This is a genomic window from Streptomyces sp. NPDC047453, assembly GCF_040643155.1.
Taxonomy (GTDB): Bacteria; Actinomycetota; Actinomycetes; order Streptomycetales; family Streptomycetaceae; genus Streptomyces.
This window is the reverse complement of the sequence record NZ_JBEYTS010000030.1, coordinates 40,253-65,034: the sequence shown is the minus strand read 5'-3', so window position 1 is coordinate 65,034 and position 24,782 is coordinate 40,253. Positions and strand designations below refer to the sequence as shown.

Annotated in this window: 24 protein-coding genes and 2 pseudogenes; 15 read left to right on the top strand and 11 right to left on the bottom strand. The window is 71.6% G+C overall.

Features of this window, described 5'->3' with window-relative positions:
- Positions 1-12 precede the first annotated feature (12 nt).
- Positions 13-1,350 (bottom strand): GAF domain-containing SpoIIE family protein phosphatase, encoded by a 1,338-nt coding sequence (locus tag ABZ818_RS24710; RefSeq protein ID WP_361418504.1) that lies wholly within the window; start codon positions 1,348-1,350, stop codon positions 13-15.
- Positions 1,351-2,003: 653 nt separating this feature from the next.
- On the opposite strand from ABZ818_RS24710, the gene ABZ818_RS24705 reads away from it, so the two are divergent.
- Positions 2,004-2,957, top strand: coding sequence for a hypothetical protein (locus tag ABZ818_RS24705; RefSeq protein ID WP_361418501.1), 954 nt, complete (start codon positions 2,004-2,006; stop codon positions 2,955-2,957).
- 47 nt (positions 2,958-3,004) lie between these two features.
- Here the strand turns inward: ABZ818_RS24705 and ABZ818_RS24700 are convergent, their stop codons facing one another.
- Entirely contained in the window at positions 3,005-3,604 is a 600-nt protein-coding gene (locus ABZ818_RS24700) for a TetR family transcriptional regulator (protein ID WP_361418498.1), read from the bottom strand.
- A 128-nt stretch (positions 3,605-3,732) separates the two neighbouring features.
- Here ABZ818_RS24700 and ABZ818_RS24695 point away from each other — a divergent pair, with 128 nt between their 5' ends.
- The gene (locus ABZ818_RS24695) at positions 3,733-5,424 is read left to right on the top strand and encodes an amidohydrolase (protein ID WP_361418495.1); all 1,692 of its coding nucleotides are present in this window, start codon (positions 3,733-3,735) and stop codon (positions 5,422-5,424) included.
- Positions 5,417-6,877 carry an APC family permease gene (locus ABZ818_RS24690; RefSeq protein ID WP_361418492.1) on the top strand — a complete coding sequence of 487 codons (1,461 nt, stop codon included), beginning with the start codon at positions 5,417-5,419 and terminating at the stop codon, positions 6,875-6,877. Before ABZ818_RS24695 ends, ABZ818_RS24690 begins: the two co-directional genes overlap by 8 nt.
- A gap of 35 nt (positions 6,878-6,912) precedes the next feature.
- On the opposite strand, the gene ABZ818_RS24685 is transcribed toward ABZ818_RS24690, so the two are convergent.
- Positions 6,913-8,130, bottom strand: a complete 1,218-nt coding sequence (locus tag ABZ818_RS24685; protein ID WP_361418489.1) for an MFS transporter — start codon at positions 8,128-8,130, stop codon at positions 6,913-6,915.
- Positions 8,131-8,514: 384 nt separating this feature from the next.
- Between ABZ818_RS24685 and ABZ818_RS24680 the strand changes: the two genes are divergently transcribed.
- Together ABZ818_RS24680 and ABZ818_RS24675 are read left to right on the top strand one after the other, a co-directional pair.
- Positions 8,515-10,143, top strand: coding sequence for a SulP family inorganic anion transporter (locus tag ABZ818_RS24680; RefSeq protein ID WP_361418581.1), 1,629 nt, complete (start codon positions 8,515-8,517; stop codon positions 10,141-10,143).
- A gap of 108 nt (positions 10,144-10,251) precedes the next feature.
- Positions 10,252-10,605 carry a metalloregulator ArsR/SmtB family transcription factor gene (locus ABZ818_RS24675; RefSeq protein ID WP_361418486.1) on the top strand — a complete coding sequence of 118 codons (354 nt, stop codon included), beginning with the start codon at positions 10,252-10,254 and terminating at the stop codon, positions 10,603-10,605.
- A gap of 57 nt (positions 10,606-10,662) precedes the next feature.
- Here ABZ818_RS24675 and ABZ818_RS24670 read toward each other — a convergent pair whose 3' ends face one another.
- The 4 genes from ABZ818_RS24670 to ABZ818_RS24655 form a co-directional block, all read right to left on the bottom strand.
- On the bottom strand, positions 10,663-11,154 hold the full coding sequence (locus ABZ818_RS24670) for a hypothetical protein (RefSeq protein WP_361418484.1): 492 nt from the start codon (positions 11,152-11,154) through the stop codon (positions 10,663-10,665).
- Between the two features lie 140 nt (positions 11,155-11,294).
- Entirely contained in the window at positions 11,295-12,167 is an 873-nt protein-coding gene (locus ABZ818_RS24665) for an amidohydrolase family protein (RefSeq protein WP_361418481.1), read from the bottom strand.
- Positions 12,168-12,284: 117 nt separating this feature from the next.
- A complete protein-coding gene (locus ABZ818_RS24660) occupies positions 12,285-12,959 on the bottom strand; it encodes a response regulator transcription factor (protein ID WP_361418478.1) in 675 nt (224 codons plus the stop codon).
- Positions 12,956-14,164: a sensor histidine kinase gene (locus tag ABZ818_RS24655; RefSeq protein WP_361418475.1), complete on the bottom strand. Its 1,209-nt coding sequence runs from the start codon at positions 14,162-14,164 to the stop codon at positions 12,956-12,958. Before ABZ818_RS24655 ends, ABZ818_RS24660 begins: the two co-directional genes overlap by 4 nt.
- A 225-nt stretch (positions 14,165-14,389) precedes the next feature.
- Here ABZ818_RS24655 and ABZ818_RS24650 point away from each other — a divergent pair, with 225 nt between their 5' ends.
- Both ABZ818_RS24650 and ABZ818_RS24645 read left to right on the top strand, forming a co-directional pair.
- Complete coding sequence (locus tag ABZ818_RS24650) at positions 14,390-15,097, top strand: methyltransferase domain-containing protein (RefSeq protein ID WP_361418472.1); 708 nt, start codon at positions 14,390-14,392, stop codon at positions 15,095-15,097.
- 571 nt (positions 15,098-15,668) lie between these two features.
- A complete protein-coding gene (locus tag ABZ818_RS24645) occupies positions 15,669-16,301 on the top strand; it encodes a hypothetical protein (protein WP_361418469.1) in 633 nt (210 codons plus the stop codon).
- A 90-nt stretch (positions 16,302-16,391) separates the two neighbouring features.
- Here ABZ818_RS24645 and ABZ818_RS24640 read toward each other — a convergent pair whose 3' ends face one another.
- Positions 16,392-16,841, bottom strand: a complete 450-nt coding sequence (locus ABZ818_RS24640; protein WP_361418466.1) for a DNA-binding protein — start codon at positions 16,839-16,841, stop codon at positions 16,392-16,394.
- A 221-nt stretch (positions 16,842-17,062) separates the two neighbouring features.
- On the opposite strand from ABZ818_RS24640, the gene ABZ818_RS24635 reads away from it, so the two are divergent.
- The 3 genes and pseudogenes from ABZ818_RS24635 to ABZ818_RS24625 all read left to right on the top strand — a co-directional run.
- A complete protein-coding gene (locus tag ABZ818_RS24635) occupies positions 17,063-17,848 on the top strand; it encodes an IclR family transcriptional regulator (RefSeq protein WP_361418463.1) in 786 nt (261 codons plus the stop codon).
- A gap of 160 nt (positions 17,849-18,008) precedes the next feature.
- Positions 18,009-18,715 (top strand): annotated as a pseudogene (locus ABZ818_RS24630) (OPT/YSL family transporter); the annotation flags it as partial.
- Positions 18,699-19,636 (top strand): annotated as a pseudogene (locus ABZ818_RS24625) (alpha/beta fold hydrolase); the annotation flags it as partial. The pseudogenes ABZ818_RS24630 and ABZ818_RS24625, both read left to right, overlap by 17 nt.
- Before the next feature lie 180 nt (positions 19,637-19,816).
- On the opposite strand, the gene ABZ818_RS24620 reads toward ABZ818_RS24625, so the two are convergent.
- From ABZ818_RS24620 to ABZ818_RS24610, 3 genes are all read right to left on the bottom strand, one after another.
- Complete coding sequence (locus tag ABZ818_RS24620; protein ID WP_361418460.1) at positions 19,817-20,194, bottom strand: fic family toxin-antitoxin system, toxin component; 378 nt, start codon at positions 20,192-20,194, stop codon at positions 19,817-19,819.
- Positions 20,194-20,433, bottom strand: coding sequence for a hypothetical protein (locus ABZ818_RS24615; protein ID WP_361418457.1), 240 nt, complete (start codon positions 20,431-20,433; stop codon positions 20,194-20,196). Before ABZ818_RS24615 ends, ABZ818_RS24620 begins: the two co-directional genes overlap by 1 nt.
- Before the next feature lie 72 nt (positions 20,434-20,505).
- The gene (locus tag ABZ818_RS24610; RefSeq protein ID WP_361418454.1) at positions 20,506-20,748 is read right to left on the bottom strand and encodes an FxLYD domain-containing protein; all 243 of its coding nucleotides are present in this window, start codon (positions 20,746-20,748) and stop codon (positions 20,506-20,508) included.
- Between the two features lie 49 nt (positions 20,749-20,797).
- On the opposite strand from ABZ818_RS24610, the gene ABZ818_RS24605 reads away from it, so the two are divergent.
- The 5 genes from ABZ818_RS24605 (at position 20,798) to ABZ818_RS24585 (ending at position 24,750) form a co-directional block, all read left to right on the top strand.
- Positions 20,798-21,109, top strand: coding sequence for a hypothetical protein (locus ABZ818_RS24605; protein ID WP_361418451.1), 312 nt, complete (start codon positions 20,798-20,800; stop codon positions 21,107-21,109).
- A gap of 259 nt (positions 21,110-21,368) precedes the next feature.
- Positions 21,369-21,509 (top strand): hypothetical protein, encoded by a 141-nt coding sequence (locus ABZ818_RS24600; protein WP_361418448.1) that lies wholly within the window; start codon positions 21,369-21,371, stop codon positions 21,507-21,509.
- Between the two features lie 203 nt (positions 21,510-21,712).
- Positions 21,713-22,690, top strand: a complete 978-nt coding sequence (locus ABZ818_RS24595) for a Gfo/Idh/MocA family oxidoreductase (protein ID WP_361418445.1) — start codon at positions 21,713-21,715, stop codon at positions 22,688-22,690.
- Position 22,691: 1 nt separating this feature from the next.
- Positions 22,692-23,756, top strand: coding sequence for a Gfo/Idh/MocA family oxidoreductase (locus ABZ818_RS24590; RefSeq protein ID WP_361418442.1), 1,065 nt, complete (start codon positions 22,692-22,694; stop codon positions 23,754-23,756).
- Positions 23,757-24,105: 349 nt separating this feature from the next.
- On the top strand, positions 24,106-24,750 hold the full coding sequence (locus ABZ818_RS24585) for a dihydrofolate reductase family protein (protein ID WP_361418439.1): 645 nt from the start codon (positions 24,106-24,108) through the stop codon (positions 24,748-24,750).
- The last annotated feature ends 32 nt before the right edge of the window (positions 24,751-24,782 follow it).

Genomic DNA, 24,782 nt, shown 5'->3' with positions numbered 1-24,782 from the left:
GGTGCGGCCAGGTCATGCGGGCGGTGGGGTGCGCAGGACGAGGATGGCCATGTCGTCGTGACCGTCGCTGGGGTGGTGGCCGGCGAGGGTACGCACGAAGTCCTGCAACGGCTGGTCCGCGTACGTGGTGGCGAGTGCGGCCAGGGCGTCCAGCCCCTCGTCGATGGAGTGCTGGGGGTGTTCGACGAGTCCGTCGGTGAAGAAGATCACCATGGCCCCCGCGGGCAGAGCCCGGGTGTGGTCGGGGCGGACCTGGTCGGTGCTGACGCCGAGTGGGACGCCGGGGTCGGCGTTCAGGTATTCGGCCCGCCGGTCGGGGGTGATCAGCAGTGGGGGCATGTGGCCGGCGGTGCTCCAGTGCAGCGTCCAGCCACCGTGCCCATCGGGTTCGATACGGGCCAGCAGAGCGGTGGTGACGGGGTTCTCGGTGGTGGCGTGCAGGGTGATGTCGAGCTGGCGGAGGATGCCGCTGGCCGGGGTGCGGCGGTCGTAGAGCAGGGCGCGGAGCATGCTGCGGGTCTGCGCCATGGCGCCGGCCGCGTGGAGGTCGTGGCCGACGACGTCTCCGATCACGACACCGAGGGCGCCGTCGGGCAGGATGACCGCGTCGTACCAGTCTCCGCCCAGACGGTTGGGCTCGGCGGCGGGCTGGTAGATCGCGGCGGCGGTGAAGGGCCGCAGGTCCGGGAGGGTGGGCAGGAGCATGCGCTGGAAGGTCTCGGCGCTGTCGCGGATCTGGCCGAACAGGCGGGCGTTCTCGATCGCGATGCCCGCGGCACTGGCGAGGGCGACGAGGACTTCCTCGTCCGCCCGGTCGAAGGGACGTCCGTCGTGGCGTTCGGAGAGGTAGAGGTCGCCGTAGATCTCGCCGCGGACGCTGATGGCCACTCCGAGCAGGGTGCGCATGTGGGGGTGGCCGGGCGGGAACCCGACGGAGGCCGCGTGGGACGCGATGTCGGTGACGCGCAGCGGTTCGGGGTGGTGGATCAGCAGCCCGAGCACCCCGCGGCCGTGGGGGAACTCCACCCCGGCCAGAGCGGCGCGCTCCTCCTCGGACAGTCCGGCGGTGATGAAGGCTTCCAGGTACTCGCCGGACTCGTGCAGCACCCCCAGGGCACCGTAGCGGGCGCCGACCAGGTCCATCGCGGTGGTGACGATGCGGTAGAGCACGGACGACAGATCCAGCTCCCGGCTGATCGCCAGCACCGCGTCCAGCAGGCCCTGAAGCCGGTCCTTGGCAGCGGCCAGCGCCTGGAGCCGCTCGCTGATCTGGTCCAGTTCCTCGTTCAGGCGCTGCCCCACATCAGGGATCCCGGGCCACCGCGGCTCGTCCTCGCGCCCGGCCATCATGAGCGCCTGGTTGAGGTCTTGAACACCAGCTCGGCGCCCTTCCTGTCCAGGTCCAGGTAGCCGATGTCGTCCCGGTACACCCGGCCTCCCGACACGACCGCGGTCAAGAAGTCACAGCCTGACACGACCAAACCACCCATACCGCCCATTACTCCGAAAGCGGCATGTCATGCCCGCACAGACCCGGGCGGCCCCCACTGCGGTGCGCACCTGTGCGCGGGTCGTGACCCCTGCTGCTCGCGCGGGGCCCGTGGTCGACTGTGCTTCCACGGGCCTGATCGAGGCCGGTCCGATGCGTCAACGAGCCCACGGGAGGACGGAGTTGAGTCTGCAGCGTGTACTGGCGCCCAGTGAGGCGGCGATGGCCGCGACCGGCAATCCCACCGTCGTCGGCTGGACACTCCACGGGGATCTGGACACCGGGTTGTTGCACGAGGCCGTCCAGCTACTGTCGCGCCGGATGCCGGTCCTGTCGGCTCGCATCGTCGAGGGACCCCGCGGTCCTGTCCTGCGATGCGACGCCGCTGATGAGCCTGTCGGCCTGAGCTTCGCGTCCGACGGATGGGCCCCGCACGATGCCCACTTCCTCAAGCCGGGCGACCAGGTGCTGCGCGTCCTGCTTCACCGCGACGGCCCGCGCGAGCACGACTCTGATGGCCTGGCATGCCGTCAGCGACGGCGCCTGCATGCTGGCGCTGCACCAGCGGTTGTGGCGGATCTACCGGGATCTGGCCGCGGGAGCCGACAGGGCGTCGACTGCCGAAACCGCCGGGCTGCCCGGGCCCGTTGAAGAGCACCTGCTCGCCCGGCACAGTCCCGCCGACGTCACCGCCTACGCCGCGCAGTGGTCGACACGGCTGGACGCGTCGCACCCGGCCTCCCTCGTTCCGCAGGCCGCCCGCGACGGCGGACCAGGGCCGGCCGACGGCGCCCACCGCCACCGGTTCGCCCTGTCCGCTCAGCAGACGGAAGCACTGGCCCGGGACGCGCGCCTACGCGGCGCGAGCGCCAACACTCTGCTCTGCGCCATCGCCATGACCGCTGTCCGCGGCCTCCTCTCCCCCGTGGACGGCCATGAACAACTGACCTGCCTCATCCCCGTCGACCTGCGGTCACGACTGCGTCCTGCCCTGCCGGCGGACGAGTTCGCCTTCGCCGCTTCCACCGCCTCCGCCACTGTCGCCGTCGGCCCCGAGACCGATCTGGGCACCACCGCCGCAGAGATCGGCCGCCAGTTGCAAACGGCCCTGGACGCCGGCCACGCCGAACTGGAGTACCTGGCCACCGCGCACATGCTGAGCCGACTGGCCTCCGCGGCCGTCACCCTCGCCGTCAGCAATGTCGCCCACTACAGCACTCCGCCCGTGCTGCCGCCCGGCCTGACCGCCACGCGCCTGCACGTCCTCACCATCCCGCCCGGCCCCGTCCCCACCCTCTTCGTCAGCCGCCACGACAAGGCTCTCTGCCTGGACCTCGTCCAGCCTCGCGCCTGGTACACCCGCGAACAGGCAGGCCATCTGGCGAACGCTCTACAGCGCACCCTGACCGCGATCATCGGAGCCCCCGGCATGGAGGACCTCACCCGCCCCGCACCGGCTTCCGGATGACGGTCAAGGCCCACCAACGAGTCGGCGCCTAACAGCAATTGGGGCGGTCACGCAGCCGGTGCGCCGAACGCCCGCGCGGCGTCGAACATCGCCTCGACGGCCCGCTGCACGCTGATCTGGCCGTTGCCGGCCACGATGTGCAGTCCGTAGGCGTCCTCCAGCGCCACCAGGTTCAGGGCCGCCGTCGGCGTGTCCAGGATGAGATTGAAGGCCCCGGCGCCGGCGCCACGTTCCAGCACGGTCCGGTACGTGGCCAGTTGCCGCTCGTACATCGACTCGACCAGCTTGGTGTGCAGGGGGGAGCTCTCGGCCAGCACGTCGAACTCGTACAGCAGGCGCATCAGCGCGTCGTCCGGTCCCGTCGGAAGCCCGGCGCGGATCGTCTCCCCCAGGAGTCGCGACGGGTTCTCGATCGTGTCCTGCAGCGTGTCCCGCCGGTCGCAGAAGCGTTCCATGCCCGCGCGATAGGCCTCGCTCAACAGCGCGTCGAGGTCGTCGTAGTAGTACAGGACGGCCCCTCGGGTCAGCCCCGCCTTGCGTGCCACGTCCGCGAGGGAGAGAGAGCGCAGCCCGGTCTCGGCGGTCGTGTCGATGACCGCCTGGATGAGGTGGGCGCGGCGTTCGTCCTGATTTTTTCGGCGGGCCATCCCTTGACAGTAGCCGAGACGCTCATGAGACTCGAACCATTCTTTGACGCCGATGACAAAAAATGCGGGCGCCGTCTCGGCGCACGTTCGCCGCGCGTTCGTGGCGCGGCTCAGAACCAAGGACGACCATGCTGGACACCCTGATCACCGGCGCCCGTGTGCGCACGTTCGACGACGCCCACCCGTGGGCCGGCGCCGTCGGCATCACCGGCGGGCGCATCGCCTTCGTGGGCGACGAGGCGGAGGCCCCGGCGGCCCGCGAGCACCGCCGCCTGGACGGAGGCCTCCTCACTCCGGGCATCATCGACAGCCACAACCACCTCCTGCTCGGCTTCGACCCCGACGCCGTCAGCCTCGAAGGCGCCGAGTCCCTCGATGAGGTCCGCCGCCGCATCGCCGAACTCGCCGACGCACGAGCGGACTTGACCTGGATCTGTGCCGAGAACGCCGTGTACTCGGTGGTCCACGGCCGCCGCCCCCACGCCCGCGACCTGGCCGGCATCACCTCCCGCCCCGTCTTCGTCACCACCTACGACCAGCACTCGGTGTGGCTCAACGACGCCGCCATCCGCGCGCTGCGCCTGGACGACGGCGGCGACATCCCCTGGGGCCGCCCGGAGCGCGACGCCGACGGCCGCGCCACCGGGTGGGTCACCGACTTCTACACGAGCGCCATGACGACGGCGGGCCTGGCCGGCCTCCAGCGCGACATCCCCATGTACTCGCCGCAGCGGCGCTACCGCAAGCTGCTGGGCAGCCTCGAGATGGCCACCGCCGCCGGCATCACCACCGTGGTGGAACCGCAGGTCCCGCTCGCCGAGATCGACCTGTTCCAGCGTGCCCGGGACGAGGGACGCCTCAGCTCCCGCGTCATCGCGGCCCTCTTCCACCCCATGGGATCCGACGGCGCGTTCCGCCAGCAACTGCGCGCTGCGGCCGACGCCGCCCCGAGCGGTGACCGCCTGACGTTCGGCCCGGTCAAGCTCTACGCCGACGACGTGATCGAGCCCCACAACGCCTGGATGCTCGACGACTACGCCAACCGGCCCGGGCACCGCGGCCACCCCTCCGCACCGCTCGGCGAACTCACCCAGGTCGTCACCGAACTGGACCGCCTCGGCTTCCAGACCCACACCCACGCGACGGGCGACGGCGGCATCCGACTGGCCCTGGACGCGATCGAGCAGGCCGCGCGCACCAACGGCACACGCGACCGCCGCCACGGGATCGTGCACGTCGAGTGCCTCGCCCCGGAGGACCTGCCGCGCTTCGCCCAGCTCGGCGTCACCGCCGCCATGCAGCCGCGCCACTGCTCCCCGGACCTCGTGGCCGGCACCTGGATGGAGAACATCGGCGAGGCCCGCTGGGATCGCGCCTGGCGCATGCGGTCACTCATGACCTCCGGTGCCCATGTGGCCCTCTCCAGCGACTGGCAGGTGGGAGAGATGGACCCCCTGATCGGGTTCTACTCGGCCCTCACCCGGGCCGGCCTCGACGGCAAGGACGCCTGGACCCCGGCGGAGCGCCTGGGGCTCGACGACACGTTGCGCGGCTACACGGCCGAGGGCGCCTGGGCCTGGCACCGGGAGGACGAGTACGGCGTCATCCGCGAGGGCGCCAAGGCGGACCTCGTCGCCTGGTCCGAGGACCTCTACTCGCTCGAACCGGACCCGGCGGCGCTGCTCCAGCAGCGGGCCGAGGTCACCTGGGTGGGCGGCGAGGTGGTCCACGAGGCCGCCACGGCACGCGCCACCGCCGGCCACTACGGTGCGCTCACCTCCTGCTCCACCCACGCCGAAGGCGGTCACGCCCATGTCTGACAGCAACCTCCCCTCAGGCGCCGCCGAGGGCACCGCCACACAGACCGCGGCAAAGCACTCGGGCATCGAGCAGGGCACCGCGACCGTCACCGACGGCGACCGGGGCCGGACGGCCCAGGGCGGTGCACAGTTGCGCCGCAGCCTGAAGCTGCGCCACATCGTCTTCCTCGGCCTGGCCTTCATGGCGCCGCTGGCGGTGTTCGACACCTTCGGTCTGGTCTCCGAAGCGACCGACGGCCATGTGCCGCTGGCCTACCTGGCCGTCCTCGTCGCGGTGGGGCTCACCGCGCTCAGCTACGCGCGGATGGCCCGCCGCATCACCTCCGCCGGATCCGTGTACACCTACGCCGGCAAGTCGCTCGGGGCGCCCGTGGGCTTCCTGGTGGGCTGGTCCGCCACGCTGGACTACGTGCTGCTGCCCATGCTCAATGCCCTGCTGGCGGCGATCTACATGGGCGCCGTGCTGCCCGGCGTCCCGGCGTGGGTGTGGGTGCTCTCCACCGTGGTGGTCTGCACGGCACTGAACCTGGTGGGCGTGAAGCTGGCCGCCAAGGTGAACGTGGCACTCGTGGTCATCCAGGCCGGCGTGGCCATCGCGTTCCTGGTGTTCGCCGTGCGTGCCATCTCCACCCATGGCGAGTCCTTCGGGACCACCGGCTGGGACCCGGCCTCGGTGCCGCTGCCCGCCCTGCTCAGCGGCGCCTCGCTGCTGGCCCTGTCGTTCCTGGGCTTCGACGCCGTCTCCACCCTCTCCGAGGAGGCCGAGCGCCCGCGCAGGGACATCCCGCGGGCCATCCTGCTCATCGTGGCCGCGGCCGGGGTGTTCTTCCTGGCCATCACCTACGCCATGCAGACGCTGTTCCCGGACGTCTCGGCCGTGGGCAACATCGTGGGCGCCTCGCCGGAGATCGCCAAGTACATCGGCGGTGCCGCGTTCCAGGCGGTGTTCGTGGGCGGCTACCTCACCGCGGTGCTCGGATGCGGTCTGACCCAGCAGATGAGCGCGGCACGACTGCTCTTCGCCATGGGCCGTGACGGCATGCTGCCGCGTGCGGTCTTCGGACGGGTCGATCCCCGTACCGGCGTCCCCGCCCTCAACGTGCTCGTCGTGGGTCTCATCGCCGCCTCCGCCGTCTTCCTGGACCTCGGCAGCGCCGCGTCGCTGATCAACTTCGGCGCCTACGTCGCCTTCGCCGCGGTGAATCTGGCGGTGATCGGGTTCTGGGTGCGCGACCGGCGCGCCGGACGGGCGGAGGCCCGTGGCGCCGTCGCCGCCGTGCTGCAACTGGTGCTGCCCGCCCTAGGGTTCCTGGTGAACGTGGCCCTGTGGGTCAGCCTGGACACCCCGGCCAAGGTCGTGGGCGTCGTCTGGGCGCTGGTGGGCGTGGGGATCCTCACCCTCCGCACGGGCGGATTCCGCCGCCCGGTGCGGACGTTGAACCTGGACGAGTGAGCCCGGGCAGTGCTCGGGTGCCTGGGGCGCGGTGATCAGAGCCGAAGGGCGGTACGCCCTCGTCCCGCACGCTCGGTGGAGCCGGTTCCGGTTCTCAGGGCGCGCATGGCGAGGGCGCCGGCCAGGGGGCCGGGACCCAGGAGGAGGAACGCGTAGCGCCAGCCGACGGCGTCGGCGAGGAGCGGGGTCAGCTGGATGCTGACGACGGTGAGGGCGAACCCGATCGCGGTCTGGGCCGTGAGGGCCGTTCCGATGTAGCGGGAGTCGGCGACCTCGCTGAGGGCGGTGGAGAACACTCCGGAGTCGGCGATCACGGCAGCGCCCCAGAGGACGCAGAACGCGACCACGAGGGCCGGCGGGGAGTGGACGAGCAGCGGTGAGAGCAGACAGCACAGACCGCTGGTGACCAGGGCCGCGATGGCGGCGGGAGGGCGGCCGAAGCGGTCGGCGCCCCAGCCGCCGAGCAGACAGCCGACGACACCGCCGATCCCCATGGTGAGGAACACAGTGACCTCGACCGATCCGGGGAGGTGGCCGGCGCTGTCCGTGGCGGCGAGAAAGGCCGGGATCCAGGTCCACAGGGCGTAGAGCTCCCACATGTGCCCGAAGTAGCCGAGGTTGGCCGAGCGGGGGCCGCGCTGGGTGAACATGGTGAGGGCGTAGCGGGGGTTGCGGGCGGGCGCGGCCGGGGCGGCATGTGGGCCGACTCGGATGAAGGCCAGCGCGATGCAGGAGGCCAGGAGCCCGGCGGCCGACGCGACCAGGAGAACGCCCCGCCAGGGCAGTGACCCGATGCCGGCGATGAGGTGCGGAAGGGTCGATCCGAGCGTCAGGGCGGCGATGAGAACACCCATGGACTTGCCGCGTGCGGCGCCGTGCGCCCAGGAAGCCATGAGTTTCATGCCGACCGGATAGACACCGGCCAGGCACACACCGGTCACGAAGCGGAGCGGAACGGCTGCGGCGAACCGGTCGACCGACAGGGCCAGCAACACTGTGCACACGGCGGCCGCGGCGGCGCCGCCAGCAAGAAGGCGCTGGGGTGGAAGGCGGTCGGCGAGGGTGAGTACGGCGGACGTGAGCGCGCCAGTGACGAACCCGAGTTGGACCGACGCGGTCAGCCATACGGCATCGGCGGAGTCGAGCCCCCACTCGCCGCGGAGTGTGGGAACCACCGCCGACATGGAGAACCAGACGGCGAGACCGAGCACCTGTACGGCGGCGATCGCGCCGCGCTGTATGCCGGCGTTCATGGTCGCTCCCCCTCCCTCACCGGAACCAAGTGGGCGGGAGAAGCCTACGGGGCGGTCTCCCGCCTGCTCGGCTCGGCTTGGCTTGGCTTGGCTTGGCTTGGCTTGGCTTGGCTTGGCTTGGCTTGGCTCTCGGAGCGTGAGCTGACATGTCCCATCGACCCGCGACGACCCTTTATCCACACAAACAGCACAAATGGGATTTCAGAATTGCTAAATTTCGCAATTGCTTAGATGCTGTGTTCGCTGTGCCCCCAGGTAGCCGGGGCACAGCTTCTGTGTGGCTCGCCCCGCTGGGGCTGTGCGAGGGGAAGCTGAGGGGTCGTGCCGGTTCCGCTGTACCAACGGATCACCTCCTTGTTGCCCTCCCGCTCCGATCTGTCCCAGATGCGGCGTGATCCGCGCCGTGACCTGCTCGCCGGGCCGACGGTGGCGATCGTGGCGCTGCCGCTCGCCCTCGGCTTCGGGGTGTCGTCCGGGCTCGGCGCCGAGGCCGGTCTGGCGACCGCGGTGGTCGCCGGCGCGCTGGCCGCCGTGTTCGGCGGGTCGAATCTCCAGGTGTCGGGGCCGACCGGGGCGATGACCGTGGTCCTGGTGCCGATCGTCGGTCAATACGGTCCGACCGCCGTTCTCACGGTGGGCCTGATGGCCGGCGTGATGCTCGTCGTCCTCGCCGCGTTCAGGGCCGGGCGCTATATGCAGTACGTGCCGGCACCCGTGATCGAGGGCTTCACGCTCGGCATCGCCGGAGTGATCGGGTTGCAGCAGGTGCCGAACGCGCTGGGCGTGCCCAAACCCGAGGGCGACAAGGTCCTCGTCATCACCTGGCACGCGGTCGAGGAGTTCGTGAAGGCGCCGGACTGGACCGCCGTAGAGCTCGCGGTCTGTGTGGTCGTGCTCATGCTGGCCGGTGCGCGGTGGCGGCCCACCGTGCCGTTCTCCATCGTCGCCGTGATCGCCGCCACGGTGGTGGCCCAGGTCGCCGGACTGGACGCGAAGCCGATCGGCGACCTGCCCGCGGGACTGCCCGCGCCTTCCCTCTCCTTCCTCGATCCCGGCTCGCTCGGCTCACTGCTCGCCCCGGCCGTGGCGGTGGCCGCGCTGGCCGCGCTGGAGTCGCTGATGTCCGCGGCCGCCGCCGACGCGATGACGGTGGGGCAGCGTCACGACCCGGACCGGGAGCTGCTCGGCCAGGGGCTGGCCAACATCGCCGCCCCGCTGTTCGGCGGCGTCCCGGCCACCGGAGCCATCGCACGCACCGCCGTCAACGTCCGCACCGGTGCCCACTCCCGGCTGGCCGCCCTCACCCACGCCGCCGTCCTCGCGGTGATCGTCTTCGCGGCGGCTCCCCTGGTGTCGAAGATCCCGCTGGCGGCGCTGGCCGGCGTGCTGCTCGCCACCGCGATCCGCATGGTCGAGGTCGGCTCGCTGAAGGCGATGGCCCGGGCCACCCGGTCCGACGCCGTGATCCTCGTCCTGACAGCGGCCGCGACGCTGGCCCTGGACCTGGTGTACGCGGTGATCATCGGCCTGTTGACCGCCGGGGCCCTCGCCCTGCGGGCCGTGGCGAAGCAGGCCCGCTTCGACCAGGTGTCCCTCGACCGGGGTGACCACACCGACGAGGAGCACCAGCTGCTCGCCGAGCACATCGTCGCCTACCGCATCGACGGTCCGCTGTTCTTCGCCGCCGCGCACCGCTTCCTGCTGGAGCTGACCGAGGTGGCGGACGTGAAGGTCGTCGTCCTGAGGATGTCGCGGGTGTCCACGATGGACGCCACCGGCGCCCTCGTCCTGAAGGACGCGGTGGAGAAGCTGAACCGGCGCGGCATCGTCGTCCTGGCCTCCGGGATCCGTCCCGAGCAGCGGCAGGTACTCGACTCCGTCGGCGCTTTGGAGCTGCTTCAGCACGAGGGCCGCGACTACGCCAACACGCCCGAGGCGATCCACGCCGCCCGCGATCACCTGCACCTGGCCGGAGTCCTGCCGGCCGAGCCGACGGCACCGGCTGGACAGTGACGCGGCCGGACACGCGAGGATAGGGCGCATGTTCTTGACGAGTAGGTGGATGCGATGCCTAGTGGGCCGGCCGTTCCGGTCGTACCGTGCCGGGGAGGGGACGGCAGGGTGAGTACGCCCCTGTACCAACTGAAGGCCGAGTTCTTCAAGACGCTCGGACACCCGGCCCGTATCCGCGTCCTGGAGTTGCTGAGCGAGCGCGAGCACGCGGTCGCGGAGATGCTGCCCGAGGTGGGGATCGAACCGGCGCACCTGTCCCAGCAGTTGGCGGTGCTACGGCGGGCGAACCTGGTGCGGACCCGCAAGGAGGGGTCGAACGTGTACTACTCGCTGGCGAACCTGGAGGTGGCGGAGCTGATGCGAGTGGCCCGCTCGATCCTGTCGGGTGTGCTGGCGGGGCAGGCGGAACTGCTCGCCGATCTGCGGGCGGACCAGCCGGAGAGGAAGCCGTCGTCGCAGTGACGGTCATCGGACGGCGGCGGCCCCGGGGAGGCGGCCGGTAGCGCGTCGCGGTCGGGGCTACGCCCTGCGGGCGGTCTCGTGCTCCGCCCCCTGCGGCCAGAGCACCTCGACGTCGACACCGTGGCTGCGGGCATAGGCCACCAGGTGCGCCGTCGCGTCCCGCCCCGAGGAAGGGGAGCCGTCCCAGACCGCCAGCACCCGCGCGCACGAGCGCAGCAAACCCTCGTCGGCCGTCACACACGAGGAGCGGTCACCGGGGTCGTACTCCACCAGCCGCACCTGCTGGGACAGCAGCAGGAGTTCCCCGGCCGCCTTCCGGTCCGGCTCGGCGACATGCGCGGGTACCCCGTTGCAGGACGGCAGGACTGTCACCAGGGCCAGTCCCGCCTTCCGAGCGGCCCGCCCGAACGCCACCGGCAGTCCCTTCCCGGCGCGCACCAGCCCGGACGTTCCCGCCTGGGCGAAGGCGGCCAGACGGGAACGCAGTTCCTCCTCCAGCACAGCCAGCGTCGACGCGCTGAGATCGGCGTGCCCTACAACAGCGATCACTCGTGGCTTTCCCTTCTCCCCATGCCCTTGATCATCGTCAAGGCGGCCGGGACGCGCAGGGGCCCGGTCGGCCCCGATATCAGGCTGTTCGGCCCTGGCGGACGGCCCTGGCGGACGGCGCTGCGCGACGCGGTTGCGTGTTACAGCCCGAACAGTCCCGCCGCGTTGTCGTGGCACACGGCCCGCAGCCACTCCGGTCCGAACCCCAGCCGCTCCAGGGCGTCGAGCTGATGTACGTAGGGATAGGGGATGTTGGGGAAGTCGGAGCCGAGCAGGATGCGGTCGCCGAGTGCCGCGAGCCGGGGCAGGGCCCGGCTCGGGAACGGCATGAATCCCTCGGTGAAGTCCGTGAACGCCATCGTCGTGTCCAGCCGCACCTGCTCGTGCCGCTCGGCGAGGCCGAGGAAGTCCTCGTACTCGGGCATCCCCATGTGTGCGACGATCAGGCGCAGTTTCGGGTGCCGCGCCAGCACCCGCGCGATCGGTTCGGGGCCGGTGTGCTTGCCGGGCGCGGGCCCGGAGCCGCAGTGGATCACCACGGGGATCCGCGCCTCGGCGAGCAACCCCCATGCCCGCTGGAGAAGTTCGTCGGCCGGGTCGTAGGCCCCCACCTGAACATGCGCCTTGAACACGCGCGCGCCCGCGTCGACGGCCTCACGGACGTATGCCTCTACGTCCGGCTCGGGGTAGAGGGTGGCGGTCTGCAGGCAGTCGGGGGTGCGACGGGCGAAGTCGGCCGCCCATCCGTTCAGCCACCGGGCCATGCCGGGCTTGTGCGGGTAGAGCATCGCGGTGAAGGCCCGGACGCCGAACTCCCGCAGGACGGCCGTGCGCTCCGCCTCCTCCTTCCGGTAGATGATCGGCCACTCGAGCCCACCGGTCAGCGGTCCCTGCGCGTCGAAGTAGTCCCAGACCTTGTGCAGGACACGCTCGGGCATGAAGTGCGTGTGGACGTCGACCAGCCCGGGAAGACCGAGCCGGCCCCAGAAACGGCGGACCTCACCGGATGCCATGCGGTGATCATTCATGTCGTCCACGATCGGCCCTGGTGAGGGTGTGGGCCACCCTTTCCGCAAGGGGCGCGGTGCGGGATCCGTCACACGGGCGCCGACGGTGAGGTGCCGTTCCGGCTAAGAGTCTGTGCCGCGAGGGGAGACAAGGCCGGACTCGTAGGCGGCGACGACGAGTTGGGCGCGGTCGCGGGCGGCGAGCTTGGTCATGGTGCGGCTGACGTGGGTCTTGACCGTGGACGAGCTGATCACCATGTGGGCGGCGATCTCGTCGTTGCCGAGGCCTCGGCCGACCAGGGCGAGGACCTCGCGCTCCCGCCGGGTCAGCGCCTCCAGTCGGGGGTGAGTGCCCGAGCCCGGGTACAGGGGCCGGGACGTGTACTCGGCGATGAGCTTGCGGGTGATGGCCGGGGACAGCAGAGCCTCGCCCCGGGCGGCGACCCGGACCGCCTGGAGCAGGTCGGCGGGTTCGATGTCCTTGACGAGGAATCCGCTCGCGCCCGCGCGCAGCGCGCCGTAGACGTACTCGTCGACGCCGTAGTTCGTCAGGATCACCACGTGCACGGCGGACAGGGCCGGGTTCGCGGCGATCCGGCGGGTGGCCTCGATCCCGTCCACCACCGGCATCGAGATGTCGACGAGGGCCACGTCGGGGACGTGCTCGGCGGCGAGCGCGGCACCGGCCGCGCCGTCGGCGGCCTCGGCGACCACCTCGATGTCGTCCTCCGCGTCGAGGAGCGCGCGGAAGCCGCCGCGGATGAGCGGCTGGTCGTCGACGAGCAGGACCCGGATCATGGTGTGCCGCCGGGGTCGGTGCCGTTCAGCGGGAACTCGGCGCGGACGGTGAACCCGCCCTCCGGCCGGGGTCCGGCGTGCAGCCGGCCGCCGAGTCCCGTGACCCGCTCGCGCATACCGGTCAGGCCGGTACCCGGTTCCGGCTGTACCGCGGGGGTCGCCCTGCCGTCGTCGTCGATGTGTACGGCCAGCCCGTCCGGCCGGAAGTCGAGACGGATCCAGGCGGAGGCGGCCCCGGCGTGCCGGGCGGTGTTCGTCAGCGCCTCCTGGACGACCCGGTAGACGGCCCGGTCGAGTTCGGGTGGCAGCTCCTTCGGTTCCCCCTCGACGGTGACGGTGGCGGGCAGGCCCGTGGAACTGGTCCGTTCCACCAGCACGGGCAGGAGGCCGAGTCCGGTGACCGGTGGACCTGCCCGGCCGGGGACGGCCTCGCCGGGTGCGCGGAGCACGTCGAGGGTCGCCCGGAGTTCGCGGGTCGCGTCGCCCGCGGCCTCCTGGATGGCCAGCAGAGCCTCCGGCACGCTCTCGCCGCGCTTGCGCGCCAGATGGACGGCCACTCCGGCCTGCACCTTGATCACGGAGATGCTGTGGGTGAGCGAGTCGTGCAACTCGCGGGCGATCCGCAGCCGTTCCTCCCCCGCGCGGCGGCGTGCGGTCTCCTCGCGGAGCCGCTCCGCGTCGGCCGCCCGCCGCTCGGCATCCGCGGCGCGCTGCTCGGCCTGGCTGAGGTTGCTGTTCCACTGGCGCCGCATCTCCGCCGCCATGACCGCGGCCACCACCCAGCCGACGAGCAGGAACCGTCCCTCGACGATCTGCCGGGCGGACTGGTCGCCGGAGGACGTGAGGGTCAGCGTCACCGTGCCCGCGGCGAACGCGCCCGCGCCCAGGACGACCGTCACCAGCCGGTGGCCCGCGAGGACGGCGGTGTAGATCGCCACGAGAACCGGCGCGGCGGCCCCGTCACCCGGGTAGCCGCGCAGATGGTAGGCGAACAGGCAGACGAGCGTGGTGGCCACGACCGCGACCGGGAAGCGGTGCCTGGCGGTGAGCGCGAGGCCCCCCACCAGCACCAGCAGGTATCCGAGCGCGTCGAGACCGGTGCGGTCGGGGACCGCCACCACTGAGCTGACCAGCGAGATCACGGCGACGGCACCCGCCGTCACCGCGTCCCGCGCGTAGCCGCGCAAGCTCAGCCGCATGCTCATCCCCGCACGGTAGCGCCGGTGCGCGGGGCAATACGTCACCTCGTAGGGCCATTTCCTGCGTACTTCCGGCGGAGTAGCCGTCGGGCCAGGTGGTCCCGGTACGGCAGCGGGCAGTCCCGCCGCCAGGGCGACGACGGCGGCCCCGGTCCAGCCCATCATCGAAGGACGTCTCGGCCGACACCGCGGTCGGCCGGTTCGGCAAGGGCATCGGAAGGAGAACAGGTCATGAAGAGTCACGGAGTTGACACCGCCGGCAGCGGGGTGCGGGAGCCGGAGCAGCCGGGCCTCCTCATCCCGTGGGCGCGCCGGTACAACCTGCTCGTCACGGTGATCTTCGGCGGCCGTCGGGGGGCCCTGAACAACACGCTGGTGGCAGCGAGCGGCGTCCGCCCCGGCGACCGGGTGCTCGACGTCGGCTGCGGCCCGGGGGTCTTCGCCGGGCGGCTCGCGGAGGCGGTGGGGCCCGGGGGCCGGGTGGTCGGCGTCGACCCCTCGGCACCGATGGTCGAGTACGCGACCCGGCACGCGGGCCGGTCCGCCAACTGCCGCTTCGTCCTCGCGGCCGCGCAGTACCTGGACCTGCCCGACGGTGAGTTCGACGTGGTCACCTCGACGTTCGCGATGCACCACATCCCCGAGGGGCACCGGAAGACCGCGCTGGCGCAGATGTACCGCGTGCTGCGGCCCGGCGGGCGGCTGCTGATCGCGGACGCCTTCCCGAGCGGCCCGGTGGCTCCCCGGGTGACCCGCGCCATCGCCGGGATGATGGTCCGCGGTGTCGCGCACGGGGAAGTCAAGGAGGATCCCATGTCCGCCGCCGACGTGCGGCAGTACGCGGACGTGCTCCGTGCCGTCGGGTTCACCGAGCCCAGGTTCGCCGACGTGCGGCCCTGGACGCGGTATCTGCTCGCGGAGCGGCCGGCGGCCGCTTGAGCACGGAAAGGGGCGCCACCGCGGGGGAGCGGCGCAGTCCCGGAACGTTCGGGCCGGGTGGCCGGGTCACGGCAGCGTGACCCGGCCACCCGGCCTGTGTTGATGTCGCTCGGAGGCCCTCTTGGAAGTCCGGCTGCCGTCTCCGGCCGGTCTGTGGCTGTCACGCGCTGGTCGAGGTCCACCAGGTGGATGAGCGCGGGAAGGACTCCGTGAGGAAATCAGCGAGGGCGCCCATGAGGAACTCCTCCGCCGAACCGAGCAGAAGGACTTTCCCGTCACCCTCCAAGTGGAGAATGACGGGCTCTTGGCCTCCTCCGAGGATCTGAAGTTGTCCGTGTCGCCGGTCGATCTTCTCGCCGACTACTGACGGAGTGGGGGTAATCGCCTCCACTTGAGCGTGAATCCGCTCGCGCGGCGGGGGTTGAACGCCATACTTGCCGAAGTCGTCAGTCAGCGACTGATATACCCGGCCTATCATCACTGGGCCAGACCCCCACAGCCGGAGTACCTGCCGCCTGACTCTCTGCATCTGGCACGCAGGTTTCGCCCGGCACGAAGCGAGGAGAGAAGGATGCCCGAAACTACGGCTCCGTCCACCGAGTTGACGTCGCAGTACATCAACCAGGTAACCAGCGACCTTGAGCGCAACGTCAAGGAGCAGGAACGCATCACGGCGGAAATCACGGCGTTGCAGTCCCAGTTGGCCGCCCTTCAGCACGACCACACCCTGCTGGTGAGCATGCAGCAGGCACTCGGTATCGCGGCAACGGCCCCCGAGCCCGCGACCACCGGCAGCGCCTCCGTGCCCTCTCCCCGGAAGAAGACCACTGCCGAGCCTCGCAAGAAGGCGAAGACGGCGCCCGCGAAACAGCCCACGGTCAAGAAGCAATCCGCCAAAAGCCCCGCGCCCAAGAACGAAGCTGCCGCGAAGAAGGCACAACCCACGCTGGCCGAACTCGTCCGCCGCCACCTGACCGAGCAGAGCGAGCCGCGCTCCGCGGCGGAAATCGCCACGGCACTCGGCCGGGCACACGCCGACCGCGACATCAAAACCACCGTCGTACGCACCACTCTCGAAAACCTTGTGGCCAGGAGCCAGGCGCAGCGCAGCAAGCAGGGCACGTCCGTCTTCTACACCGCTCCCAACCCGCCGGAGCCCAAGGCAGCCTCCAAGACCGAGGCCCAGTCCGAACCCGCCGAATAGGCCACGCTCGTCGTGCGCTGAACCACTGCCGCCCGACGCGGAGTCGGCAGACCCGAGGAAACGGGCCGGGCAGCCCCGAGGCCGGCTCCTCTACTCCGGGTCCTCCGCGTCGGCTGCGGCACGGGCGGCCAGTCGCTCATACCGCTGCCTGGCCGCCTGCGGGGTGCCCAGCCCGAGGCCGAAGGCGATCTCCTGCCAGGTCATGCCGCGGCCTCGTGCCATCTGGAGCAGTCCGGTCTCCAGTTCGTCCATTTCCCCGCGAACCAGCGGGACCAGACTCAACGCGGCCGTGATGTCGGCGCGATCCACCTCCGGCTCGCCGTCATCCGGCTGTGCCGCCCCGCTGAGCAGGAACGACACAAGTCTGACGGCCTCGTGCGGCGCGATGACCGAGGGATGGACCTGTCGCCGGCGTTGCTCGTCGGTGGCCGCGTGCCGCTCGGCGATACGGAACAGGGACGCGTAGACGCGCTGCGCCCGCGCCTGCTCCGGCTGCGGAGGCGTGAAGGGGTCTGCGTGCTGATCAGAAGTCGACGACATGAGACGAGGATGGGGCAATACACACTGGGAAGTCAACAGGACGATTTAAACAACTAGTTCAACTGCGCGCCGGTTCGCGCGGAAAAGTGCGCCTGGAACCCTTGACACCTTTGCTCGGCCAGCGGATAGCTTCTGGCCGCTCAGCGCTACGGCGTTGCGCCGAGCGCACCGTAGGGCGGCGGAGTCGCCCGGTGCGGGGCACCACATGATCGAGGAGTCTCATGGCCGAGCCGACCGACGAACCGGGTACCCCAGCGCCTCGCGGGGTGCTGCAGAGCGCCGACCGCGCCCTGGTCGCCCTGCTCTCGTTCACCGAGCGGCGGCCCGAGTGGGGCGTCAGCGAGATCGCCCGCCACCACGGCTGGGACAAGGCGGTCGCCCAGCGGCTGCTCACCACGCTCACCGCGCGCGGATTCCTCACCTGCGACACGATCACGCGCCGCTACCGTCTCGGGCCGTCCGTGCACCGGCTGGCCCGGGTGGGCGAACACAGCGGGGTCCTGCCCTCGCTGGTCCGGCCGATCCTCGCCCGTATCCTGCGCGAGACCGGGGAGAGCGTCGTCCTCAACGTCCCCAACGGGGGCGGGTACCGTTGTGCCGCGGCCGTCGACGGTACCGGACCGGTCCGCTACACCGCGATCGTGGGCGCCCTCATCCCCGGCCACGCCGGAGCGTCCGGACACGCGATCTTCGCCCACTACCCCGAGGCGGAGATCCAGAAGACCTTCGGAGCCGCCCCGCTCCAGCGCTTCAACGAGCACACCATCACCGACCTCGACGCCCTGCTCGCCTGCTACGCCGGCGTACGCGAGCGCGGCTACAGCGTCAGCCACGGCGAGTACGACGAGGCCGTCTCCGCCGTCTCCGCGCCCGTCTTCCAGGCCGGCACGATCGCCGCGTCCCTGACCGTCATCGGTCCCGCGCACCGCATCGACGCGGGCGTCGACCGGCTCGCCGAACTCGTCACCGCCGGAGCCGCGGAGGCCACCGCCGCCCTCGGCGCCTGACCAGCCCACCGGTCACTCGCGCCCGCGCCGGCCTTCGTCGCTCACCGGCGACGTCCGCCCCCGCTCCACCTTCACCCTCCCCTTTTCTTCATCTCCCTGTTCCCGTCGTCCTTCGGCGTCCCCCCGACCCGCCAGGACTCGCCCACGCAAGGGATGTCCCGTGCCCCATCACACCTCCGCACCGCCCACCGCGCCCCCGCCCTCCCCCGTCGAGGAGCCGACACACCATCCCCGGGTTCGCGAGCCCGTCGTCTTCGTCCTGCTGGTCGCGCTCTCCGTCGTCGGCGCCGTGATCGGAGCGGACCTCGTCGCCAAGCTGGGGATCTCCGCGAACACCTCCGTCGTCGGCGCCCTGATCGCCATGCTCGTGGGGCGCATCCCGCTCGCCGGGCTGCGCGGTATGCGGTCCATCCACCGGCAGAACCTCGCCCAGTCCGCCATCTCCGCCGCCACCTTCGCCTCGGCGAACGCGCTGCTCACATCCGTGGCGGTGCCGTACGTCTTCGGCCGCAAGGACCTCGTGTGGCCCATGCTGACCGGCGCGTTCATCGGACTGCTCATCGACACGTGGGTGCTCTACCGCTCCTTCGGCTCCCGGCTGCTGCCCGCCACCGCGGCCTGGCCGCCCGGTACCGCCGCCGCGGAGACCATCAAGGCCGGAGACCAGGGGGCCGCCGCGCCCTCGTCCTGGGCGCCGGAACGCTCGTCGGCATCGGCGGGACCCTGCTCAGCCTGCCGCTGTCGGCCGCGGGGGTCGCCTTCCTCGGCAACGTGTGGGCGCTGCTGATGTTCGGCATAGGCCTCGGCATCCGCCAGTTCAGCCCCGACCTGTTCCACACCGACATCGGCGCGGGCTACATCCATGGTCCGCGACGCCGAGCGGCTGCGCGGGTTCCTCGTCGGCGACCGGCCGTGGACCGTGCTGGGCCAGAGTTTCGGCGGATTCTGCGCACTGACCTATCTCAGCCATGCCCCGCACGGCCTGGACCAGGTCTTCATCACGGGCGGCCTGCCCACGCTGACGGGTCACGCCGACGATGTGTACGGGCCGCGTACCGGCGCACCGCCCGCCACAACGAGGTGTTCTTCACCCGCTACCCGGACGATCGGGAACTCGCCCGGCGGATCGCCGCGCACCTCGGCAGCCACGACATGCGCATGCCGTCCGGCGAGCGGCTGAGCGCCCGCCGCTTCCAGTCCCTCGGCATAGGTCTGGGCACCTCGTCCGGCTTCGACGCCCTCCACTACCTGCTGGAGAGCGCGTTCGTGGCCGGGCCGGCCGGACCACGGCTGTCGGACGCCTACCTGCACGGCGCCCAGGCCACGCTGTCCTTCGCGCCGCGCCCCCTGTACGCGGTGCTCCACGAGCCCATCTACGCCCAGGGCGGCCGGGGCACCGCATGGTCGGCGCACCGCGTCCGCGAGGAGTTCCCCGACTTCGACGCGGACGGTGACGGCCCGTTCCGTTTCACCGGCGAGATGATCTACCCCTGGCAGTTCGACGAGGACCCGGCGCTGGTTCCGCTGCGCGAGGCGGCGCATCTCCTGGCCGCGCGCAGCGACTGGCCCGCCCTGTACGACCTGAACCGGCTCGCCGGCAACAGGGTTCCGGTGGCGGCGGCCGTGTACTTCGACGACATGTTCGTCGACCGCGAGCAGTCCCTGGAGACCGCCGAGGTGGTCCGTGGTCTGCGGCCGTGGATCACCAACACCCATGCCCACGACGGCGTCCGCGCCGACGCCGCCGTGCTGGACCGGCTGATCGCGATGGCGCGCGGCGAGGTGTGAGGCCCCGGCCCGCCGACCCGGTGCTGATCCCCGCTCGGCGTCGTACGAGCGGGGATCAGCGCCGTGTCGACCATGATGGTGGTCGGCTCCGACTCCGAGCACGCCCGGCGAAGCCCTCGGTACGTCTCATGCGACCGGTGCGGGAGGACGCACGTCGGCCGGCTGCCCGAGGAGCGCGGCTCAGGCGGCCTGCGGCCAGGCGCGCAGCAGGCCGGCGATCCTCTCGGCGGTGCAGCCGGGATCGCGTAGCAGGTCGCGCAGGGCGATGGCGTCCTCGCGGGTGGGCTTGACCGTGATACCGGAGGCCTCCAGATACATCACGCCCGTCGCCGCGGCCACGGCCATGTTGGAGCGCTCGAGCCAGCGACAGCAACCGAGGATGTGCACGAGGGCGGCGGCGCGGGCGTAGGGGCCGTCGTAGACGGGTGTTCCCAGCAGTTCGGCACGGTGGCAGGCGACCGCGGCCACGGGCACCCCGAAGTCGTCGGGGGCGGGGTCCCCCGCTCCCGCGAGTTCGGCGACCTGCAGGATCCAGGGGACGTCGATGTGCAGTTCCATTACGCGGCGTGCGCTCCCCGGGGGCGGCGATCGGCCTCTTCCGCCTCGTCGAAGAGACTCCGGTGCTCGTCGAGGAAGCGCCGCGCGGCATCCAGACCCCGCTGCCGCAGCCCGCTGGTGTCCTCTCGCACCAGGCCGGCGATGTAGTCACCGAGGCTCAGACCGCGGTCCCTCGCACGAGCCTCGGCCAGTTCCTTGATCTCGTCATCGACGCGCGCGCCCAGCTGTGTTTTCGCCATCCACCGATGGTAACAGCTGTTACCACTCAGGCGGCCCGGACGCGTACCGGGTTTCCGCACACCCCGAGCCGCTCAGTAGCGCTCGGCCTTGGCCAGTCGGGGCGTCAGTTTGGGCTCGGGAGGTTTCCGGCTGAACACGATGGGCTGCTCGCGCTTGCCTGGTTCCAGGTTCTCCGCGCCCGCGTAGCGGGTCTCGACCACGTGTCCCTGCGCGTCCAGGAAGTCGACCTGCACGGCGTAGGACGCCTTGCGGTCGGTCTTGTTGGTGATGGTGACCAGGGAAGCCGGCACACCTCCGGTCTGCGTCCTGGGCACTCCGGTCAGGCTCACCTCCGACCGCGCGTTGCCGCCTCCCTTGACACCTTTGAGCGCTTTCTCGGCGGCCGCGGCCCGCCGGGCGGTCTCGGCCGACACCGACGCCTCGAACTCCGAGGCACGCGCGGACGCGGACGAGGCCGCCGCCGACGCCGAGGCACGGGCGGAGGCGATGGCCGACGACGCGGAGGACGGCAGCGGATGGGACGAGAACGACGCCGTGTTGGGAGGAGTCGGCCTCGGGCTGACCGTGGAACCCCCGCCGCTGTTGCCGCATCCGGTCAGCACGCCGGCTGCGAGAGCGAACGTCACGGTGGCCGAGGCCCGGGCAAAGCTCTGCCGGTACGGGCGGACACGGTGAAGGGACGGCGGCACGTCTTCCGTCGGCTGAGGGCGCATGACCTCATCGTCCGCACTGCGCGTCCGGTACGCGACGCGGGCCGGTCCTGATGGGTGAACCTCCCGCCCCGCCGTATCGCGCGGCGGGGCGCCGGAGCACCCGGCCGACATGCGGGTTCGCCGGACACCGGTCCAGGATTCGCGGCAGGTGACCGCGTCACCGGCAGCGTCGTTGAGGGGCGCGAAGACCGGGCGGCACACCGGCCGCCGCCGGCGCGGTGATGACCCTGACCGCGCTCACCCCCACCGCACAGGCGATCACCGGGGGCCGTGAGGCCCGGGTCGCCGAGTTCCCGCACATGGCGGGCCTGGTGGACGTCGCCCACTGCGTGCGCGGCGGACACGCCGAACCGCCTTCCTGAGGGCCGGCGTACGGCACCCCTCCCGGAATTCACGGCTTGGACATAAGATGTCTGACGTCTGAACTCCCAGCCGAGAAGTCGAGTGTGAGGAGCCGTGCGTGCGCCCTGCCCCCGTGCCCGGAGAGGCCGTCGTGCCCGGAGAGCCCGGAGAACCCGGGCAGAGGCAATCGCGGGACCCTGGACAGCGGCCGCGCGACCATCGCGTGGCCGTCCTCGGTGCCGGTGCCATCGCCCGTGACCACGTCGCCGCGCTCGCGGGTGTCCCGGGAATGCGGCTGGCCCACGTCGTCGACCGTCATCCCGAGCGGGCCGCCGCGCTGGCCGCCCTCGCCGAGGGAGTCACCTGGTCCACCGACCCGGCGAGCGCGTGGTCCGACGGCATCGACGTCACCGCCGTGTGCACCTCCCCCGAATCGCATGCGGAGTTCTCCGTGGCAGCGCTCGAGGCCGGCCGCGCGGTCCTCCTGGAGAAACCCGCCGCGCTGAAGGTGGCCGACGTCGACCGGGTCCTCGCGGCCGCGGAGACCACCGGCCGGCCCCTGCTCGTCGCCCAGACGGCCCGCTTCCAGCCCGTCCACCTGGAAATCGCCCGGACGGTCGCCGAGGGCACGATCGGCACACCCCGCCTGGCCCACCTCACCTGGTACACCGGGCACGTCTGGCCCGGAGGCTGGCGGGGCTGGCAGCTGAACCCGGCCCGCTCCGGAGGCCATGTCGCCCACAACGGCGTACACGCCCTCGACCTGCTGACCTGGCTCATGGACGACGAGCCCGTCCGCGTCTTCGCCCGCCCCTGCCGCACATGGGCGCCCGGGATGCCGACCCCCGACAGCTTCCAGATCCTCGTACGCTTCGCCGGCGGCGCCCTCGCCACCGTCGAACTGTGTTACGCCCTCGAGGCGCGCGGCACGTTCGTCCGCCGGCTCGTGCTGTCCGGCACGGCCGGCACCCTGCACCACAGCAGCGAGGACGAGCCGAGAGCGCACTCCGCGCCGCCGGTCGCCCCCGCCTCGATCGACGGCGCCATGACGGAGCAGACCAGGCACCTGCGCGACGTGCTCGACGGGGTGGCCGCCCCGCTGACCGCGCCCCACCAGGTACGTGCCGCTCTGGCCGCCGCCCTGGCGGCACAGCTCAGCGCGGACGAAGGCCGCCCCGTCGACGTCAAGGAGGTCTGCTGACATGAGGATCCTCATCGCATCCGGGGTCCGGCACGCCCGTGACTACGTGCCGCTGCTGCGGTCCCTGCCCGGCTTCGAGGTGATCGGCTGCGCCGACTCCGCCGACAGCCCCTTCGCCGAGGACAGTGCCGCCCTCGCCCGTACGACGGGCATCCCGCTGCTCGACCTGGACCAGGGCCTCGCCACCTGCGACATCGCCCTCGTGTGCAGCGAACCCACGCGGCACGTCGAACTCGCGCTGCGAGCGCTCGAAGCGGACCGGCACGTCATCGTCGACAAGCCCGCCGCGACCGACACCCGCGGCGCGCAGCGCCTGTGGGACGCGGCCGACCGCTCCCGCGGACTGCTCACCGCCGTCCACCGTCTCTACTCTCCGCAAGTCGTACGGGCCCGGCGCATCGTGGACTCCGGCGCGATCGGCCTGCCCCTGGCCGTCGACGCGGAGTGGCTCGCGGCCGGCGGACTCGACGGCACCACGGTCGAGCGCCCCGAACTCGTCTGCGACCCCGCCTTGTCCGGTGGCGGCGAACTGATGAACTTCGGGTGGTATCCGGCCCTGGCGGTCCGGCACCTGACCGGCCTGGACGTGGACGAGGTCGTAGCCTTCAGCAGCGCCGCGCCCCACGCGCCGCTGTTCGACGGTCCCCACGGCGCCCACGGTGTCGAGGACGCGGCGGTGCTCTCGCTCCGCCTGCGCAACGGAGTGGTGGCGACCGCCACCGTGGCCCGCGCACCCGCCGGCATCGGCCCTGCCCCCGTCTCGTCCACCCTGCGCGTGCTCGGCTCGCACGGCCACGTACTCGCCGACGAGGACGCTCCCTCGGTCTCCGTGCGCGGAGCGGACGGCTCCGGCGTCTCCCGCCAGGTCGGCGGACCCGCCGGGGTGGCGGCACTGCGCCGATTGTTCACCGAGTTCCGCGACGACATCCGCCACGGACGCACTCCCCTGGTCACGGCGGCCGACATCCACGCGACCGTCGCGGTGGTCGAGGCCGCGCTCGGCTCGGCACGCCGGAACGGCGCCCCCGTCGCACCGGCGGTCCGCGAGTACGCCAAGCCTGTGTGAGCGGCGGCACACAGCCGCAGGGCTTCCGATTCGAACGGTGGAGGCGTACGTTCCGCTTACCTCGCGTAGGCGCCTTCGAGGCGCCGGCCCGCCGGTCCTGGGCGGCGGGCCACGCGGGGGCCAACTGAACCTGCTTCGGTGACCGTGACACCGGCCGGAGCCTGGTGACCCGGCCGCTGACGGTCCGGCCGATCATGCCGGCGAACGCGGGCAGCGGATCCGCGTGTTCGTCCCACTCGTGCCCTTGCTCCTCACCGGATAGTGGTAGTCGGCAGCCCACACTGCGCGGCGATGAGTTTTCCCCACCCGGAGAGTCTCACCACCGTTGTCGACACCACCGGAGGAACACGTGGCTCAACTACTGAGGGTCCAGAACTTCAACGTCTCCAGTGACGGAATCGGTGCCGGGGAGGACCAGAGCTTCGAGAGTCCGTTCGGCCACGTCCGCCCCGAGAGGCTGTTCGCCTGGGCCGGGGCCACGGCGAGCTGGCCCATGCGCACCGACCCCGGGGGGAGCCGGGGCCTCGACGACTACTTCACGCGGGACTACGCGCGCAACATCGGCGCCGAGATCATGGGCCGCAACAAGTTCGGGCCCCAGCGCGGGCCCTGGAACGACCACGAGTGGCGCGGCTGGTGGGGTGAGGAACCCCCGTTCCGCACCCCGGTGTTCGTCATGACGCACCACAAGCGTCCTTCGTTCACGCTCTCCGACACCACCTTCCACTTCGTCGACGGCGACCCGGCCACGGTCCTCGATCAGGCGAAGGAGGCGGCGCAGGGCAAGGACGTACGGCTCGGCGGCGGGATCACGACCGTCCGGCAGTTCCTCGACGCCGACCTCGTCGACACCATGCACGTCGCCGTCTCCCCGGTGAAGCTCGGCTCCGGACTGCGGCTCTGGGAGTCACCCGACGAGTTGCTCGACCGGTTCCACCTCGAGGTCGTGCCCAGCCCGAGCGGCGTGACGCACCACTTGTTCTGGCGGAAGTGACTGCTCCCTTCCCTGAAGGGAGGGGATTCCTG